General features: G+C 70.5%; 13 protein-coding genes, 1 tRNA gene and 1 pseudogene. 7 read left to right on the top strand and 8 right to left on the bottom strand.

What is annotated here, in order from left to right; translation table 11 throughout:
* Nucleotides 1–51: 51 nt before the first annotated feature.
* The gene (locus AFL01nite_RS15800; protein ID WP_371862836.1) at nucleotides 52–327 is read left to right on the top strand and encodes a glycine zipper domain-containing protein; all 276 of its coding nucleotides are present in this window, start codon (nucleotides 52–54) and stop codon (nucleotides 325–327) included.
* On the opposite strand, the pseudogene AFL01nite_RS15805 reads toward AFL01nite_RS15800, so the two are convergent.
* Nucleotides 303–737 (bottom strand): annotated as a pseudogene (locus AFL01nite_RS15805) (DUF6801 domain-containing protein); the annotation flags it as partial. The gene AFL01nite_RS15800 and the pseudogene AFL01nite_RS15805 overlap by 25 nt on opposite strands.
* Before the next feature lie 290 nt (nucleotides 738–1027).
* Between AFL01nite_RS15805 and AFL01nite_RS12890 the strand changes: the two are divergent.
* The 3 genes from AFL01nite_RS12890 (at nucleotide 1028) to AFL01nite_RS12900 (ending at nucleotide 6050) form a co-directional block, all read left to right on the top strand.
* Nucleotides 1028–1573, top strand: coding sequence for a DUF4916 domain-containing protein (locus AFL01nite_RS12890; protein WP_146828103.1), 546 nt, complete (start codon nucleotides 1028–1030; stop codon nucleotides 1571–1573).
* Complete coding sequence (locus tag AFL01nite_RS12895) at nucleotides 1570–2751, top strand: MFS transporter (protein ID WP_222593526.1); 1182 nt, start codon at nucleotides 1570–1572, stop codon at nucleotides 2749–2751. The genes AFL01nite_RS12890 and AFL01nite_RS12895 overlap by 4 nt, the downstream gene beginning before the upstream one ends.
* 95 nt (nucleotides 2752–2846) lie before the next feature.
* The gene (locus tag AFL01nite_RS12900; protein WP_146828104.1) at nucleotides 2847–6050 is read left to right on the top strand and encodes a heterodisulfide reductase-related iron-sulfur binding cluster; all 3204 of its coding nucleotides are present in this window, start codon (nucleotides 2847–2849) and stop codon (nucleotides 6048–6050) included.
* A gap of 64 nt (nucleotides 6051–6114) precedes the next feature.
* Here AFL01nite_RS12900 and AFL01nite_RS12905 read toward each other — a convergent pair whose 3' ends face one another.
* From AFL01nite_RS12905 to dcd, 5 genes are read right to left on the bottom strand one after another with little or no spacing between them, the layout of a single operon-like run.
* Nucleotides 6115–6984 (bottom strand): carbohydrate kinase family protein, encoded by an 870-nt coding sequence (locus tag AFL01nite_RS12905; protein WP_146828105.1) that lies wholly within the window; start codon nucleotides 6982–6984, stop codon nucleotides 6115–6117.
* Nucleotides 6981–7886, bottom strand: a complete 906-nt coding sequence (locus tag AFL01nite_RS12910) for a pseudouridine-5'-phosphate glycosidase (protein ID WP_146828106.1) — start codon at nucleotides 7884–7886, stop codon at nucleotides 6981–6983. Before AFL01nite_RS12910 ends, AFL01nite_RS12905 begins: the two co-directional genes overlap by 4 nt.
* Nucleotides 7887–7895: 9 nt before the next feature.
* The gene (locus tag AFL01nite_RS12915) at nucleotides 7896–9095 is read right to left on the bottom strand and encodes a dipeptidase (protein ID WP_222593527.1); all 1200 of its coding nucleotides are present in this window, start codon (nucleotides 9093–9095) and stop codon (nucleotides 7896–7898) included.
* Between the two features lie 44 nt (nucleotides 9096–9139).
* Nucleotides 9140–9949, bottom strand: coding sequence for an HAD family hydrolase (locus AFL01nite_RS12920; protein ID WP_146828107.1), 810 nt, complete (start codon nucleotides 9947–9949; stop codon nucleotides 9140–9142).
* Between the two features lie 4 nt (nucleotides 9950–9953).
* Nucleotides 9954–10532, bottom strand: a complete 579-nt coding sequence (gene dcd / locus AFL01nite_RS12925) for a dCTP deaminase (protein ID WP_146828108.1) — start codon at nucleotides 10530–10532, stop codon at nucleotides 9954–9956.
* A gap of 80 nt (nucleotides 10533–10612) precedes the next feature.
* Here dcd and AFL01nite_RS12930 point away from each other — a divergent pair, with 80 nt between their 5' ends.
* Nucleotides 10613–11032, top strand: coding sequence for a universal stress protein (locus AFL01nite_RS12930; RefSeq protein ID WP_146828109.1), 420 nt, complete (start codon nucleotides 10613–10615; stop codon nucleotides 11030–11032).
* Between the two features lie 23 nt (nucleotides 11033–11055).
* On the opposite strand, the gene AFL01nite_RS12935 is transcribed toward AFL01nite_RS12930, so the two are convergent.
* Both AFL01nite_RS12935 and AFL01nite_RS12940 read right to left on the bottom strand, forming a co-directional pair.
* Nucleotides 11056–11129, bottom strand: a tRNA-Gly gene (locus tag AFL01nite_RS12935).
* Nucleotides 11130–11165: 36 nt separating this feature from the next.
* Nucleotides 11166–12056, bottom strand: a complete 891-nt coding sequence (locus tag AFL01nite_RS12940) for an alpha/beta fold hydrolase (protein WP_146828110.1) — start codon at nucleotides 12054–12056, stop codon at nucleotides 11166–11168.
* A gap of 23 nt (nucleotides 12057–12079) precedes the next feature.
* Here AFL01nite_RS12940 and AFL01nite_RS12945 point away from each other — a divergent pair, with 23 nt between their 5' ends.
* Together AFL01nite_RS12945 and AFL01nite_RS12950 are read left to right on the top strand one after the other, a co-directional pair.
* Complete coding sequence (locus tag AFL01nite_RS12945) at nucleotides 12080–12832, top strand: enoyl-CoA hydratase (RefSeq protein ID WP_146828111.1); 753 nt, start codon at nucleotides 12080–12082, stop codon at nucleotides 12830–12832.
* Between the two features lie 43 nt (nucleotides 12833–12875).
* Nucleotides 12876–14156 (top strand): uracil-xanthine permease family protein, encoded by a 1281-nt coding sequence (locus AFL01nite_RS12950; RefSeq protein WP_146828112.1) that lies wholly within the window; start codon nucleotides 12876–12878, stop codon nucleotides 14154–14156.
* The last annotated feature ends 3 nt before the right edge of the window (nucleotides 14157–14159 follow it).

A 14159-nucleotide genomic window follows, 5' to 3' on the forward strand; every position in this document is an offset into this window, starting at 1 on the left:
TCGACCGTGGGCTCCGTGGTCGGCTCGACCGTGGGCTCCGTGGTGGGCTCCGTGGTCGGCTCGACCGTGGGCTCCGTGGTGGGCTCGACCGTGGGCTCCGTGGTGGGCTCCGTCGTCGGCTCGACCGTGGGCTCCGTGGTGGGCTCCGTGGTGGGCTCCGTCGTCGGCTCGGTCGTCGGTGCCGTGGTGGGCTCCGTCGTCGGCGCCGAGGTCGGCACGACCTCCGGCGTGACGCCGATCGAGCCCAGGGTCAGGTTCGAGCCCTCGACCACCTTGCAGGCGAGGGTGGCGGGGACCTGGTCATCGGGAGCGGGCTGCGCCGTGTAGATCGTCGCGACGACGTTGAACGCGGTCGGCAGACCGATGTCGACCTTGTCGACGGCGTAGGCCGGCGTGGTGATCTCGGGGACGATGCCGTTCGCCGGGATGAGCCACGGCGCGCCCGCCTCGAGCGGGATGTCCCGGCGCGGCGAGGAGAGGCTGGGGATCGCCACGTTGGTGGTCTGACCACCGGTGGTCAACGTGACCACGGAGTCGGTCGAGCCGCCGCTGGCCGCGACGCCGCCGATGATGTCCACCGTGGAGGAGCGCAGGACCTCGGGCATGGAGAGCGTGATCGTGACCGGGGTCGGGGGGATCTTGTCGCCGGGCGTGACGCTCTCGGGCACCGTGGTCTGGGCGCGGACGCCGACGGGGCGATTGCCGAGGTTGAGGCTGCCTGCCTTGACGACACACATGTAGTCGAAGCTCTTGTCGAGCGATGTCTCGGCGCTGGCGGGGCTGAAGACGCCCACGCCGACCGCGCCGGCGAGTGCCACGGCGAAGGCGGCGGCACCAGCGGTGACGCGGCGGGACGGATGGAGCAAGGTCACGGATGATTCCCCTCATCGGAGGCCCTCGCGACAGACACGAGGGCCGAGCTACGGCGTGTGATCCACCTCACCATAGGTGCTGTAACTGTCAGTGACAATAGGTTGGCCGGGTCTGCTTGACCTGCCGTTGTCCGTCCATCGACCACAATGGGCCCATGCCCTCCGTGCGCACCCCTGACCCGAATCCCGGCTGGCTCTCGGAGTTCCAGCTCGAGGAGACCCGCTCCCGCGTCCCGATCCTCTACGTCGAGGCGGTCCCCGTCCGGCTCGACAGCCTGGGGCAGGTGGAGCAGGTCGGCCTGCTGCTGCGCGGCTCCGCCACCACCGGCACCCTGGCGCGATCGTTCGTGTCGGGCCGCGTGCTGCACGGCGAGCCGATCCGCACCGCCCTGATGCGCAACCTCGAGAAGGATCTCGGGCCCACGGCGTTCCCCCAGCTGCCGGCGCACATCGTGCCGTTCACCGTGGCCGAGTACTTCCCGATGCCCGGCATCACGCCGCTGCACGACGCGCGCCAGCACGCGGTGGCCCTCGCCTACGTCGTGGCGGTCACCGGCGAGTGCGATCCGCGTCAGGACGCGCTGGAGCTGAGCTGGCTCACGCCCGAGGAGGCGCTCATGCCCGGCATCCTCAACGAGCTCGAGGGCGGTCGCGGCGTCCTGCTGCAACAGGCGATGGCACACCTCGGCGCCCTGGGGTGACCCGCCGCGCGGCGACGCGTGAGCCCAGCCCGTGGCTCATGCTCGCAGCCGGGATGGTCGCCCAGGTCACGGCCACGGCGATCGTCTCGACCCCGCTGCTGCTGATCCCCTACCTCCACCTCGACCAGGGGCTGTCGCTGCTCGCCAGTGGCAGCCTCGCCGCCGCACCGGCCGTCGGCACGCTGCTGACCCTGGTGGCCTGGGGCGCGATCGTCGACCACGTCGGCGAGCGCATCTCCCTGACGGCCGGGCTCCTGCTGCTCGTGCTGGGCAGCGCCCTCGCGCTGGCCGGCGCGCGCGGCGACGACACGCTCCTGCTGGCCTCCGGGTTCGCGGTGTGCGGCGTCGCGGCAGGGAGCTCCAACTCGGCCAGCGGCCGCCTCGTCGTCGGCTGGTTCCCGGCCCACCGGCGCGGACTGGCGATGGGCATCCGCCAGACCGGGCTGCCGCTCGGCGTGGGCCTGGCCGCCCTCGTCGTCCCGGCATGGGTGGACACCCGGGACGTCGCGTCCGTGGTGGCCCTGTGCGTCGGTCTCGCGGCCGCGGCCACCGCCTTCGTCGGCCTGACGGTCGTCGACCCTCCACGCGGCCCGGCCGGGCACGCGGAGGCGTTCGGCAACCCGTACCGGGGCGACACACGGCTCGTCCGCATCCACGCGGCCTCGGCCCTGCTGGTCATCCCCCAGTACGTGGTCTGGAGCTTCATGCTGCTGTGGCTCATCGAGCGTCACGGCTGGAGCGCCGGCGCCGCCGGTGCGCTGTACGCCGCCGCGCAGGGGCTGGGCGCGGCAGGGCGCATCGGCGTCGGCTGGTGGTCGGACCGCGTGGGCGACCGCCTCGGCCCCATGCGCCAGGTCGCGATGGGTGCGACCGCCGTGATGCTGGCGCTCGCCCTGCTCGACGAGACCCCGGTGGCCATCGCCGTGATGGTCGTCGCCACCGCCGTCACGGTGGCCGACAACGGGCTGGCGTTCACGGCCGTCGCGGAGATCGCCGGGCCCCGCTGGTCGGGCCGGGCGTTCGGCCTGCAGAACACGGGCCAGTACCTCACCGCCGCCGCCGTGCCGCCGGTCGTCGGCGCGCTGATCCAGCACGCGGGGTACGGCTGGGCCTTCGCGGCGGCGGCGATCTTCCCCCTCGTCGCAGTCGGACTCGTGCCGGTGGCTACTCGTAGGTAACATCACCCCGAAGTCTTTGGCTGGCCTAACTGAGCGAGCGTCGTGACCGCAGATTAGGGTCATCTCAAACTGCTTGAAGCGCGAAGGGAATCGGCATGGAACCGATCAACATCATCGCTGGGGTGATCACCCTCGTCTCCACGGCGTTGGCGGTGTACTACCTGGCACCCGGCATCAAGCGGATGCTCGGGGTGATCCGGGCCGGAACGCCCGCCTACGGTCGCACCGACCAGCCCGCCAGCCGCACCAAGAACATGCTGGTCGAGACCCTGGGTCACACCCGCATGCTCCAGTGGGCGTGGATCGGCATCCTGCACTGGGCCGTGTTCTTCAGCTTCATCATCCTCAGCTCGGCGGTCGCCACCGCGTACCTGCAGGTCTGGGACCCGCACCTCGTGCTGCCGCTGATCGGCCACTTCTTCCTGTTCGAGTGGGTCAGCGAGGCCATCTCGTGGCTCGGCCTGCTCGGCATCATCGCGCTCATCGTCATCCGCCAGCGCAACCACCCGCGCAGCCAGGGCCGCAAGAGCCGCTTCTTCGGCTCGCGCTTCGGCCAGGCCTACTTCGTCGAGGCCATGGTTCTCCTGGAGTGCCTCGCCGGCCTCCTCATCCGCGGCGCCGAGTACCAGCTGATGAAGGTCGAGGGCGACAGCCACGCGAGCGCCTTCCACTTCCCGACCACCAGCTGGATCGGTGAGACGCTCTGGTCCGGCCTGTCGGTCGCCGGCCTCGAGGCCGCGATCGCGGTCATCGCCGTCGTCAAGGTCGTCTCGGCCACCGTCTGGCTGATGGTGATCGGCAAGAACCTCACGATGGGCGTCGCCTGGCACCGCTTCCTGGCCTGGTTCAACATCTACTTCAAGCGCGAGGCCGACGGCGGCACCGCCCTGGGCGCCCTCGTCCCCCTCTACGTCGGTGGCAAGCCGCTCGACCTCGAGACCATGGAGGACATGGAGGAGGAGGAGTTCGAGAAGCTCGGCGTCGGCAAGGTCGAGGACTTCTCCTGGAAGAGCATCCTGGACTTCTCGACGTGCACCGAGTGCGGTCGCTGCCAGAGCCAGTGCCCCGCCTGGAACACCGAGAAGCCGCTGTCGCCCAAGCTGCTGATGATGGGCCTGCGCGAGCACGCGTACGCCAAGGTCCCGCTGCTGGGCGCCGATCCCGAGACGCTCACCGAGGAGCAGCAGCGCGAGCTCGAGCGACCGCTGATCGGCTCCGAGGACCTCTTCGGCGTCATCGACCCCGACGTCCTGTGGTCGTGCACCAACTGCGGCGCGTGCGTCCAGCAGTGCCCCGTCGACATCGAGCACGTCGACCACATCGACAACATGCGCCGCTACCAGGTGCTCGTCGAGTCGAACTTCCCGACCGAGCTCAACAACATCTTCAAGGGCCTGGAGCGCAAGGGGAACCCTTGGGGCATGAACCCGCGCGACCGCATGAAGTGGGCCGAGGACCTCGACTTCGAGGTCAAGCAGGTCGGCGTCGACGTCGAGTCCCTCGACGAGGTCGAGTGGCTGTTCTGGGTCGGCTGCGCCGGTGCCTTCGAGGACCGCGCCAAGAAGACCACGCAGGCCGTCGCCGAGCTGCTGAACATCGCGGGCGTCACGTTCGCGGTGCTCGGTGACGGCGAGACCTGCTCGGGCGACTCCGCCCGCCGCGCCGGCAACGAGATCGTCTTCAAGCAGCTCGCCATGGAGAACGCCGCGGTCTTCGAGGAGACCAAGGTCAAGAAGGTCGTCTCCACCTGCGCCCACTGCTTCAACACGCTCAAGAACGAGTACAAGGAGCTGGGCGTCGAGCTCGAGGTCGTGCACCACACGCAGCTGCTCAACCGCCTCGTGCGCGAGAAGAAGCTGAAGCCGGTCGCACCCGTCGCGCCCGCCGCCAAGGTCACGTACCACGACCCCTGCTTCCTGGGCCGCCACAACCAGGTCTACTCGCCGCCGCGCGAGCTGATCGGCGCCACGGGTGCGGACTACGTCGAGATGGATCGCAGCAAGGAGACCTCGTTCTGCTGCGGCGCCGGTGGCGCCCGCATGTGGATGGAGGAGAAGATCGGCTCGCGCATCAACATCAACCGCACCGAAGAGGCCATCGGCACGGGCGCCGAGAAGATCGCCGTGGGCTGCCCCTTCTGCCGCGTCATGCTGGCCGACGGACTCACCGCCAAGCAGGCCGACGACGAGTCGCTGCTGAACGTGGAGGTGCTCGACGTCGCGCAGCTGCTGCTGCAGGCCGTCAAGCGCTCCGAGGAGGACGTGGTCGCCGAAGCCGAGGCGCTCGCCGCCGCGGCCGCCGACTCGCACGCCGCGGGTGACGAGCCCGAGGACGCCGAGCCGGGTCCGGAGGCGAAGGCCGATCCGGGCACTCTGACCGACACCGAGGACGTCGGCGCCGCCGCCGACGCCCATGAGGACGCCGAGGCGCCCACCGACGCCGGCGACGATCTCGACAACCCCGAGGTCGACAGCCGCGCGGAGGACGCCGAGATGGCCGCCAAGCACAACATCGCGGTCGACGACAAGGGCACCGCCGGCGGCATCTTCGAGAAGGGCGAGGCGACCCCCGAGACCGGCGCCGACCACGAGGGCACCAAGCCCGTCGCGGTCGCCACCGAGCCCGAGGACGAGCCCGCCCAGTCCGATCCCGAGCCCGAGGCCCTGGACGACGCCGTCTCGAAGCCGGAGTTCGACTCCGAGACCGAGGACGGTCCGGCGCAGGCGGAGAAGCAGCCCGGCCTGGGTCAGCCCGATGCCGACACCGTGAAGGCCGAGGCGGCCTCGACCGAGGGGTCCACCGACGAGCCCGAGACGGAGCCGGCACCCGAGCCGGTCGTCGAGGAGGCGCCGGAGGCCGAGTCGGAGCCGGCGGCGGAGCCCGCCCCCGAGCCCGAGCCGGCGGCCGACGCCGCGCCCGCGGCCGAGCCCGAGCAGCCCTCGCTGCTGGACTCGATCGAGGACGAGCCGAAGCCGCACACCGCGGCCGAGGACGAGCCGAAGCCCGAGCCGCACCCGGAGACCGGTGACACGACCAACCCCGACGCGGAGTCGGTCGTGTACGACGACTCGGAGCCTGAGCTTCCGGCCGAGAAGCACGCCGAGCCCACGTCCGAGCAGGAGGAGATGGCTGCCATCACCCCCGTCGAGGACGCCCCGGCTCCCGATCCGGTCTCCGAGGACGCGGCGCCGCTGAGCGATGCGAACCCCTCGGGTGACCAGCTCACCGGCTCGGCCACCGACGCTGCGAACGCGGGCGCGTCCGCCGACGACGTGGAGGACGACGACACCAAGGCGTGAGCCTGACGTGAAACGACTGGCCGGCACCGCGAGGTGCCGGCCAGTCGTCGTTCCGGGAGCCGTCTCAGGGACGGGCGCCACGCTGCTGCACGCAGCGGCTGGCGGCACCGATGCCGCCCTGGAGCGCCTGGTGCGGGTCGCGCTGTGCGACCCACGTCGCCAGGAAGCCCGCGGTGAACGCATCGCCGGCGCCGGTCGTGTCGACCACCTGCACCCGCGGGGCCGCGACCTGCTCGCGGACGCTGCCGGCCACGTAGGCGGCACCCATCGAGCCGAGGGTGACCACGACGTGCGGGTACATCCGGGTGAGCACGTCGAAGTCGACGAACGGGCCCGTCGCGCCGACCAGCAGGCGTGCCTCGTCGAGGTTGGGCACGACGAGGTCGACGCCGCTGGTCCAGTCGACGAAGGCCTCGGGCGTGACCTCGCGCAGGAACGCGGTGGTGCTGGGGTCGACGCTGACGCCGACGCCGCGCTGCTTGGCCTCGGCGACCAGCTCGACCGCGACGTCGCGGGTCTGCGGGTCGAAGAACGTGTAGCCGGTCAGGTGCAGCCAGTCGACGTCCTGCCACAGGTCGTCGGTGACGTCGTCGAGCGTGAGCGTGCCGTTGGCGGCGCGGTCGACGTACATCGTGCGGTCGGCGTCGTCGTCGAGCGTGAGCACGATGGTGGCCGTGGGCAGCAGCGGGTCGGCGACGAGTCGGGGATCCACCTGGTGCTCGCGCAGAGCGCCGCCGTGGCGTTCGATCCCGTCGTTGCCCACCTTGCCGAAGAACCGCGTGTCCGAGCCGAGGAACCCGAGCCACGCGGCGGTGTTCGCCGCCGAGCCACCGGGCGTCATCCGGATCTGGGCGCGGGTGTCGCTGCGCGGAGCGACCGGCTCCAGGGGCAGGACGCCGATGTCGTCCACCACGTCTCCGACGACGAGGATCACGCCAGCTCCGCCGCGGCCCGGGCGATGCGGGCCGCGACCGCGATGTTGTTGCGCGCGATGTCGAGGTTCACCGACAGGCTCGCTCCCCCGGTGAGCTCGACGATGCGCTTCAGCAGGAAGGGGGTGACTTCCTTGCCCGACAGTCCCTGTGCGTCGGCCTCGGCGAGCGCCCGCTCGAGGGCCTCGTCGTGGACGACGGGGTCGAGCTGCTGCTCCTCGGGCAGGGGGTTCGCCACCACGATGCCCGACGTGAGGCCGAGGTCGTCGCGACTGCGCATGACCGCGGCGACGGCGAACGCGTCCTCGGCCCGCCAGTCCAGCTCGTGCCCGGAGGACGTGAGCCAGAAGCTCGGGAAGTCCTTCGTGCGGAAGCCCAGCACGACGACGCCGAGGGACTCGAGCCGCTCGAGCGTGGCGGGGATGTCGAGGATCGACTTCACGCCGGCCGAGACCACCGTGATCGGCACCTGCGCCAGGACGGTGAGGTCGGCGGACTCGTCGAAGGTCTCGGACGCGCCGCGGTGGACGCCACCGAGGCCGCCGGTGGCGAAGACGCGGATGCCGGCGCGGTCGGCGATCCACGACGTCGCCGCGACGGTGGTGGCGCCGCTGCCGGCCATGGCCAGGACGACGGGCAGGTCGCGCACCGTCAGCTTGGGCACGTCCTCGTTGGCGATGCGGGCGAGCTCGTCGGCGGTGAGACCGGCCTTCAGCTCGCCGTCGAGCACCGCGATCGTGGCCGGCGTGACGCCCTGTGACCGCAGGATCTCCTCGAACTCCTGCGCCGCGGCGAGGTTGTCCGGACGCGGCAGCCCGTGGCTGATGATCGTGGACTCGAGGGCGACGACGGGGCGGCCCTCGGACAGGGCGGCGGCGACCTCTGGAGACGGCTGGACGTTCACGCCGCGACTCTAGCGATCGCTGCCCGCGGGCAGGGCAGCACGCAGGACGCGCAGCGTGTTGCCGCCCATGATCGCGGCGATGTCCTCGTCCGCATGGCCGCGGTCGCGCAGCTCCTGGGTGACGACCGCGATGTCGCTGGTGTCCCAGGCCACCTCGGTGGCTCCGTCGTAGTCGCTGCCCAGACCTGCGGTCTCGATGCCGCCGACCTCGATGACGTGCTCGATCGCATCGACGACCGCAGCAGGGGTCAGCTCACAGACCGCCGCGTCCCAGTAGCCGATGCCGACGACTCCGCCGGTCGCGGCGACGCCGCGGATCTCGTCATCGGTGAGGTTGCGGTTGACGTCGCACGTCGCCTGGACGCCGCCGTGGCTGGCGACCACCGGCTTCGTGGCGAGCTCGAGCATCTCGGCGATCGCCGGGTGGCTCGCGTGGGCGATGTCGACGACCATCCCGCGGCGCTCCATGTCGGTGAACACCTCGCGGCCGAGGTCGGTCAGCCCGCTCTTGTCCTCGCCGTGCATCGACCCGGAGACCTCGTTGTCGAAGAAGTGGGTGAAGCCCGCCATGCGCGCACCCGCGCCGAAGAGTCGTCCGAGGTTGCCGGGGTCTCCCTCGAGGCTCTGCAGGCCCTCGAGGGAGAACAGGGCTCCCGTCACGTCCTTGCCGGCCTCACGGTCGGCCACGAGGCGATCGAGGTCGCCACGCGAGCGGATGAGGCGCAGCTCGCCCTCGGACTCGGCGACCGCGTCCTGCAGCTTCTCGGCGTGGTAGAGCGACCGCTGCAGCAGCGAGTTCCACGTGCGCGGCGGCTGCAGCTGCAGGATCGCCAACGCGGTGATGTTGTCGGTGTCCGCGGGATTGGAGTCGTAGTTCTGGTTCCTGGGCGTCTTGGACACCGAGGAGAACACCTGCAGGCCGACGTTGCCGTCCTGGAGCCGGGGCAGGTCCATGTGCCCCCGGTCCGACCGGTCGAGCAGGTCGCGGTTCCACATCAGCGTGTCCGAGTGCAGGTCCGCGATGAACAGGGAGTCGTGCAGCGCGAGCGTCTCCCGGTCGGGCTCGGGCAGGTCGGTGTCGGCCACCCGGTTCATGCTGTTCTCGATGATGGCCGGACCGAGGGTGAAGAACCCGACCGCTCCGATCAGGACGAGCACGAGAAGGACGAGCAGGGTGCGCCTCAGCCAGGTCCGGGTCTTCTTCGCCACGGCCGCACGCTATCGGCCGATGTGACGTGAGTCATGCGTGGGGGTCAGAGCCCGAGGACCGACCGCACGGTGGTGATGACGCCGTTCTCGTGGTTCGGCGGGGCGAGGTGGTTGGCGACGTCGATGATGTCGGGGTGGGCGTTGCCCATGGCGAACGACCAGTCGGCTGCCTGGAGCATCTCGTAGTCGTTGAGGTAGTCGCCGAAGGCCATCGTCTGGGTGGAGTCGATGCCCATGGCCTTCTGCAGCTCCCGGACGGCCAGGCCCTTGTCGACGCCCTCGGCCATCACGTCGACCCAGTGGGCCCCGGAGACGGGCACCGGGTTCGGCTGGCAGTGCTCACGCAGGAACGGCGCCGTGACCGCCTCGAGGTCGCCGAAGTCGTGCACGGCGATCTTGATGATCGTGTCGTCGATCGCCGTGAGGTCGTCGGTCACCTCGAGGCGCCGGTAGTACGGCTCGACCTGGTCGAGGAACGCGCGGTCGGTGCGGGTGATCCACGCCGACCTCACGCCGCACACGACGATGCCGAGGTCAACGCCCTCGTCGCTCAACCCTTGGATCCGGGCGACGGTCCGCGAGACCCAGGGTCCCTCGAACGGGTGCACGGCCACCTCGGTGCCGCGGTCGGTGACGTAGGCGCCGTTCTCGGCGATGATCACCAGGTCGTCGGCGACGGGCTCGAACATCGAGGCGAGGGTGGCCCACTGGCGACCGCTGGCGGGGGCGAACGCGACGCCCGCCGCGTGCAGGTCGCGGATCAGCCCGAGGGTCCCGGCCGGCAGCTGCTTGTGCTCGTCGAGGAGAGTGCCGTCGAGGTCGGCCACGACGAGTCGGATGTCGGGCGCGGTCATGCCCTCAGTCGATCACACTCCGGTGGAAGTTCGCGTGGGACCGCGAGGCCGTCGGACCGCGCTGGCCCTGATAACGGGAGCCGTACTTCGCCGAGCCGTAGGGGTTCTCCGCCGCCGACGTCAGCCGGAAGAAGCACAGCTGGCCGATCTTCATGCCCGGGTAGAGCTTGATCGGGAGCGTGGCGACGTTGGCCAGCTCGAGCGTGATGTGGCCCTGGAAGCCGGGGTCGATGAAGCCGGCGGTCGAGTGCGTCATCAGGCCGAGACGGCCGAGCGAGGACTTGCCCTCGAGGCGGGCGGCCACGTCGTCGGGCAGCGACACGTACTCGTACGTGGAGCCGAGCACGAACTCGCCCGGGTGCAGGATGAACGCGTCGTCGCCGCTCACCTCGACCTCGCGGGTCAGGTCGGACTGGTCCTGTGCCGGGTCGATGTGGGGGTACTTGTGGTTGTCGAAGACGCGGAAGAACTTGTCGAGGCGCACGTCGATGCTCGACGGCTGGATCATCGAGGGCTCATAGGGGTCGAGCGCGACCCGTCCGGCGTCGATCTCGGCGAGGATGTCGCGGTCCGAAAGCAGCACAAGGAGAACCTAACGCACCGGCGGCGGCTGGCCCCGTGGTGTGCGAAGGTGCAGGGACGGCAATCGTGAGGAGAGACCACGTGTACAAGACCATCCTTGTCGGAGTCGACGGCAGTGCCACCGCGTCCCGCGCGGCTGAGGTCGCCGCCGGACTCGCCTCGGCCACCGGCGCCGCCCTGCACATCGTGACCGCGGTCGACGAGAAGGCCACCGCAGCCAGCGACCTCCCGCCGGGCATGAACCCGCTGAGCCCCGGCGAGCGCGCCGAAGCCATCGCCCGCCAGGTCGCCGAGAGCCTGTCCTACCAGGGAACCGTGGAGGCGAGCCCCGCACCGGGTAAGCCCGCCGACGCCCTCGTGCACGTGGCGAAGGAGATCGGCGCCGACCTGATCGTGGTCGGCAACCGGCGCGTCCAGGGGATCAGCCGGGTGCTCGGCAGCGTGGCCACCGACGTGGCCCACCACGCGCCGTGTGACGTCTACATCGTCAAGACGACCTGAGCCCTGGTGGTTGGTTGGATGGATGGAGCCGGTGACGGGAATCGAACCCGCGTATCTTGCTTGGGAAGCAAGCGCTCTGCCATTGAGCTACACCGGCGTGCTGCACCGATCGTACAAGTACCCCCGGCCGGCGTCAGAACTGGCGCAGGAAGTCGCGGACGTGACCGACGAGCTCGGCCGGCTTCTCCTCCGGCACCCAGTGGCCGCTGCCCGAGATCTCGGTGACGGTGACGTTCGGCGGGCCCTCGGCGCGACGCACGAGGCTCGGGGCCAGGACGACGTCGCCGGTGCCGGGGAGGAAGAGCAGCGGGATCTCGTCGACCCGGCGCGCGTACCCCCGCCCGATCTGCGGCATCTCCTTGAGCATGAACGCGCGGTACATCGACTGGCCCGCGCGAGCACGTGCCGGGTCGCGGTAGCGGGCGAGGTACTCCTCGCGCTCCGAGCGCTGCCAGCGGAACTTCCGCGAGGCGCCGAGCTTGAAGATGGTCTTGAGCAGCACCTGCTTCGCGTGCCGGTGCAGGAACGCCCCGGCCGGGCCGCCGGCGATCGGCTGGTAGGCGAACCGCCACAGCTGGTGCCACGGCATGTCGGCCCACGGCGCGACGATCGCCGTCGCCACGACACCTCGGGTCGAGCCGGGGTGGCGGCTCGCGACCAGCAGCGAGATCCACGCGCCCCAGTCGTGCCCGAGCAGCACCGGTCGGTCGAGCTCGAGCAGCTCGATCGCCCGGGCGATCTCGTCGGCCATGACCCGCTTGTCGTAGGCGCTCGTGCCCTCGGGCACGTCGCTCCAGCCCGCGCCGCGCAGGTCGAGCGCGACGACGTGGTGGGTCTCGGCCAGGGCCGGCATCACCTTGCGCCAGCAGAACCAGTGCTGTGGCCATCCGTGCAGCAACACCAGGGACGGACGATCGGTCGATCGGTGCGCGGCCCCCGCCTCGGCGACGTGCAGGCTCACGCCGTCGACGTCGATCCAGCGATGGTCGACGCCGGGCACCACGGGCATGGTCCGTTCAGTCATGCGTTGATCGTAGGGTGAGATGCATGTCACTCGTCGAGCTCACGCACGAAGACTCCGTCCGCACGATCACCCTGAACGCGCCCGACCGGCTGAACGCGCTCGACTGGCCGCTGCTGCAGGAGCTGCGCGCCGCGGTCGAGCAGGTCGCCGCCGACGACGACGCCCGCGCCCTCGTGGTGACCGGCGCCGGCAAGGCGTTCTGCTCCGGCGCCAACCTCGAGAGTCTCTTCGGTGACACGAGCCGTCCCGCCGACGTCCTGCGCGAGCACCTGATGAACGTCTACGCGTCGTTCCTCGGCATCCGGAACCTCACGATCCCCACCGTCGCGGCCGTCCAGGGCGCCGCCGTCGGCGCCGGCCTCAACATCGCCCTGGCGTGCGACGTGATCATCGCCGGACCGCACGCCGGCTTCGGCCCGACGTTCAGCCGCATCGGCCTGCACCCCGGCGGCGGGTGCACGTGGATGCTCACCCAGCGGATCGGGTCGGCCAACACCGCTGCCGCCCTGTTCAACGGCGACATCATCGACGCGGACACGGGCCTGCGCCTCGGCATCGCCCAGGAGATCGACAAGGACCCGAAGGCCCGCGCGGCCGTCCTCGCCCGGACCTGGGCCAAGCGCAATCCCAAGCTGATGTCCGACATCAAGAAGTCGGTCGGCGTCGCGGGCCGGTCCGATCTGCACGAGTCACTCAACTTCGAGTCGTGGGCGCAGGCCGAGTCGCTCAGCAGCGAGGAGTTCGCGGCGTTCGCCGCGAAGTTCGCCTCACGCTGACCGACGCACGGGCTGTCGGGAGCCCGTGAGAAAGTCAGTGTCCATGTGGACCCTGCACGGTGACGGCCAGAACGTGAAGCCCGACGCGATCGTCCTGCCCGAGGAACGTCTCTCGTGGCCCCGCACCCTCGGCTTCGGGGCGCAGCACGTCGTCGCGATGTTCGGCGCGACGTTCCTCGTCCCGATCATCACCAAGATGCCGCCGACCACCACGTTGTTCTTCTCAGGTGTCGGCACCCTGCTGTTCCTTGCGCTCACGCGCGGCCGCCTGCCCAGCTACCTCGGCTCCTCGTTCGCCTTCATCGCGCCGGTCCAGGCCCTCGTGGCAGACGGCGACATGGGAGCGGCTCTGTTCGGCATCATGTGCACCGGCATCGCCCTGGCCGTCTTCGGCTTCATCGTGCAGGCCACCGGCTCGGCGTGGCTCGACGTCCTGATGCCGCCGGTCGTCACCGGGGCGATCGTCGCCCTGATCGGCTTCGCACTGGCCGGCGCAGCGACGAAGAACTTCGCCGCGGGCCCGTGGCTCGGCCTGTTGACGCTCGCGGTCGTGTGCCTGTCGGCCGTGGTGCTGCGCGGCTTCCTGGCTCGGCTCTCGATCCTGTTCGGCATGGTCATCGGCTACCTCGCGGCGGCGATCACCGGCCAGCTGGACTTCGCCAAGGTCGAGAAGGCGGCGTGGTTCGGCCTGCCGGACTTCCACACGCCCACGGTGGACTGGTCCGTGCTCCCGATGTTCCTGCCGATCGTCCTGGCTCTCGTCGCCGAGAACGTCGGCCACGTGCGCAGCGTCGCCCACCTCACCGACCGGCCCTCCATCAACGACGAGTCGGGGCGCGCCCTGATCGCCGACGGCCTGGCCACGACGCTCGCGGGCGGCCTCGGCGGCTCGGCCACCACGACCTACGGCGAGAACATCGGCGTCATGACGGCCACCCGCGTCTTCTCGACGGCTGCCTACGTGGTGGCAGGTGTGGCGGCCGTCCTGCTGAGCCTCTCCCCCAAGTTCGGTGCGCTGCTCGGCACCATCCCGCCGGGTGTGATCGGTGGCGTCACCGTCGCCCTCTACGGGCTCATCGGCCTGATCGGTGTGCGGATCTGGATGGACAACAAGGTCGACTTCGCGAACCCCGTGAACACCTACACGGCGGCCGCCGCCCTGATCATCGGCATCGGCAACCTGACCCTCACCAACGGCGACGTGTCGATCGCCGGCATCACGCTGGGCTCCGTCGCCGCAATCGTGATCTACCACGTGATGCGGGCGCTCCAGCGCGACGAGCACGCCACCGTCGCCGACCAGACGGTCGACCCGGGAGCCTGACCA

The sequence above is a fragment of the Aeromicrobium flavum genome, from assembly GCF_007992115.1.
Classification (GTDB): Bacteria; Actinomycetota; Actinomycetes; order Propionibacteriales; family Nocardioidaceae; genus Aeromicrobium; species Aeromicrobium flavum.

Coding starts and splice junctions, on each gene's coding strand:
- AFL01nite_RS12920 (WP_146828107.1), bottom strand. CDS start 9,949: ATGACCGCGCCCGACATCCGACTCGTCGTGGCCGACCTCGACGGCACT.
- AFL01nite_RS12945 (WP_146828111.1), top strand. CDS start 12,080: ATGTCACTCGTCGAGCTCACGCACGAAGACTCCGTCCGCACGATCACC.
- AFL01nite_RS12940 (WP_146828110.1), bottom strand. CDS start 12,056: ATGACTGAACGGACCATGCCCGTGGTGCCCGGCGTCGACCATCGCTGG.
- AFL01nite_RS12890 (WP_146828103.1), top strand. CDS start 1,028: ATGCCCTCCGTGCGCACCCCTGACCCGAATCCCGGCTGGCTCTCGGAG.
- AFL01nite_RS12900 (WP_146828104.1), top strand. CDS start 2,847: ATGGAACCGATCAACATCATCGCTGGGGTGATCACCCTCGTCTCCACG.
- AFL01nite_RS12950 (WP_146828112.1), top strand. CDS start 12,876: ATGTGGACCCTGCACGGTGACGGCCAGAACGTGAAGCCCGACGCGATC.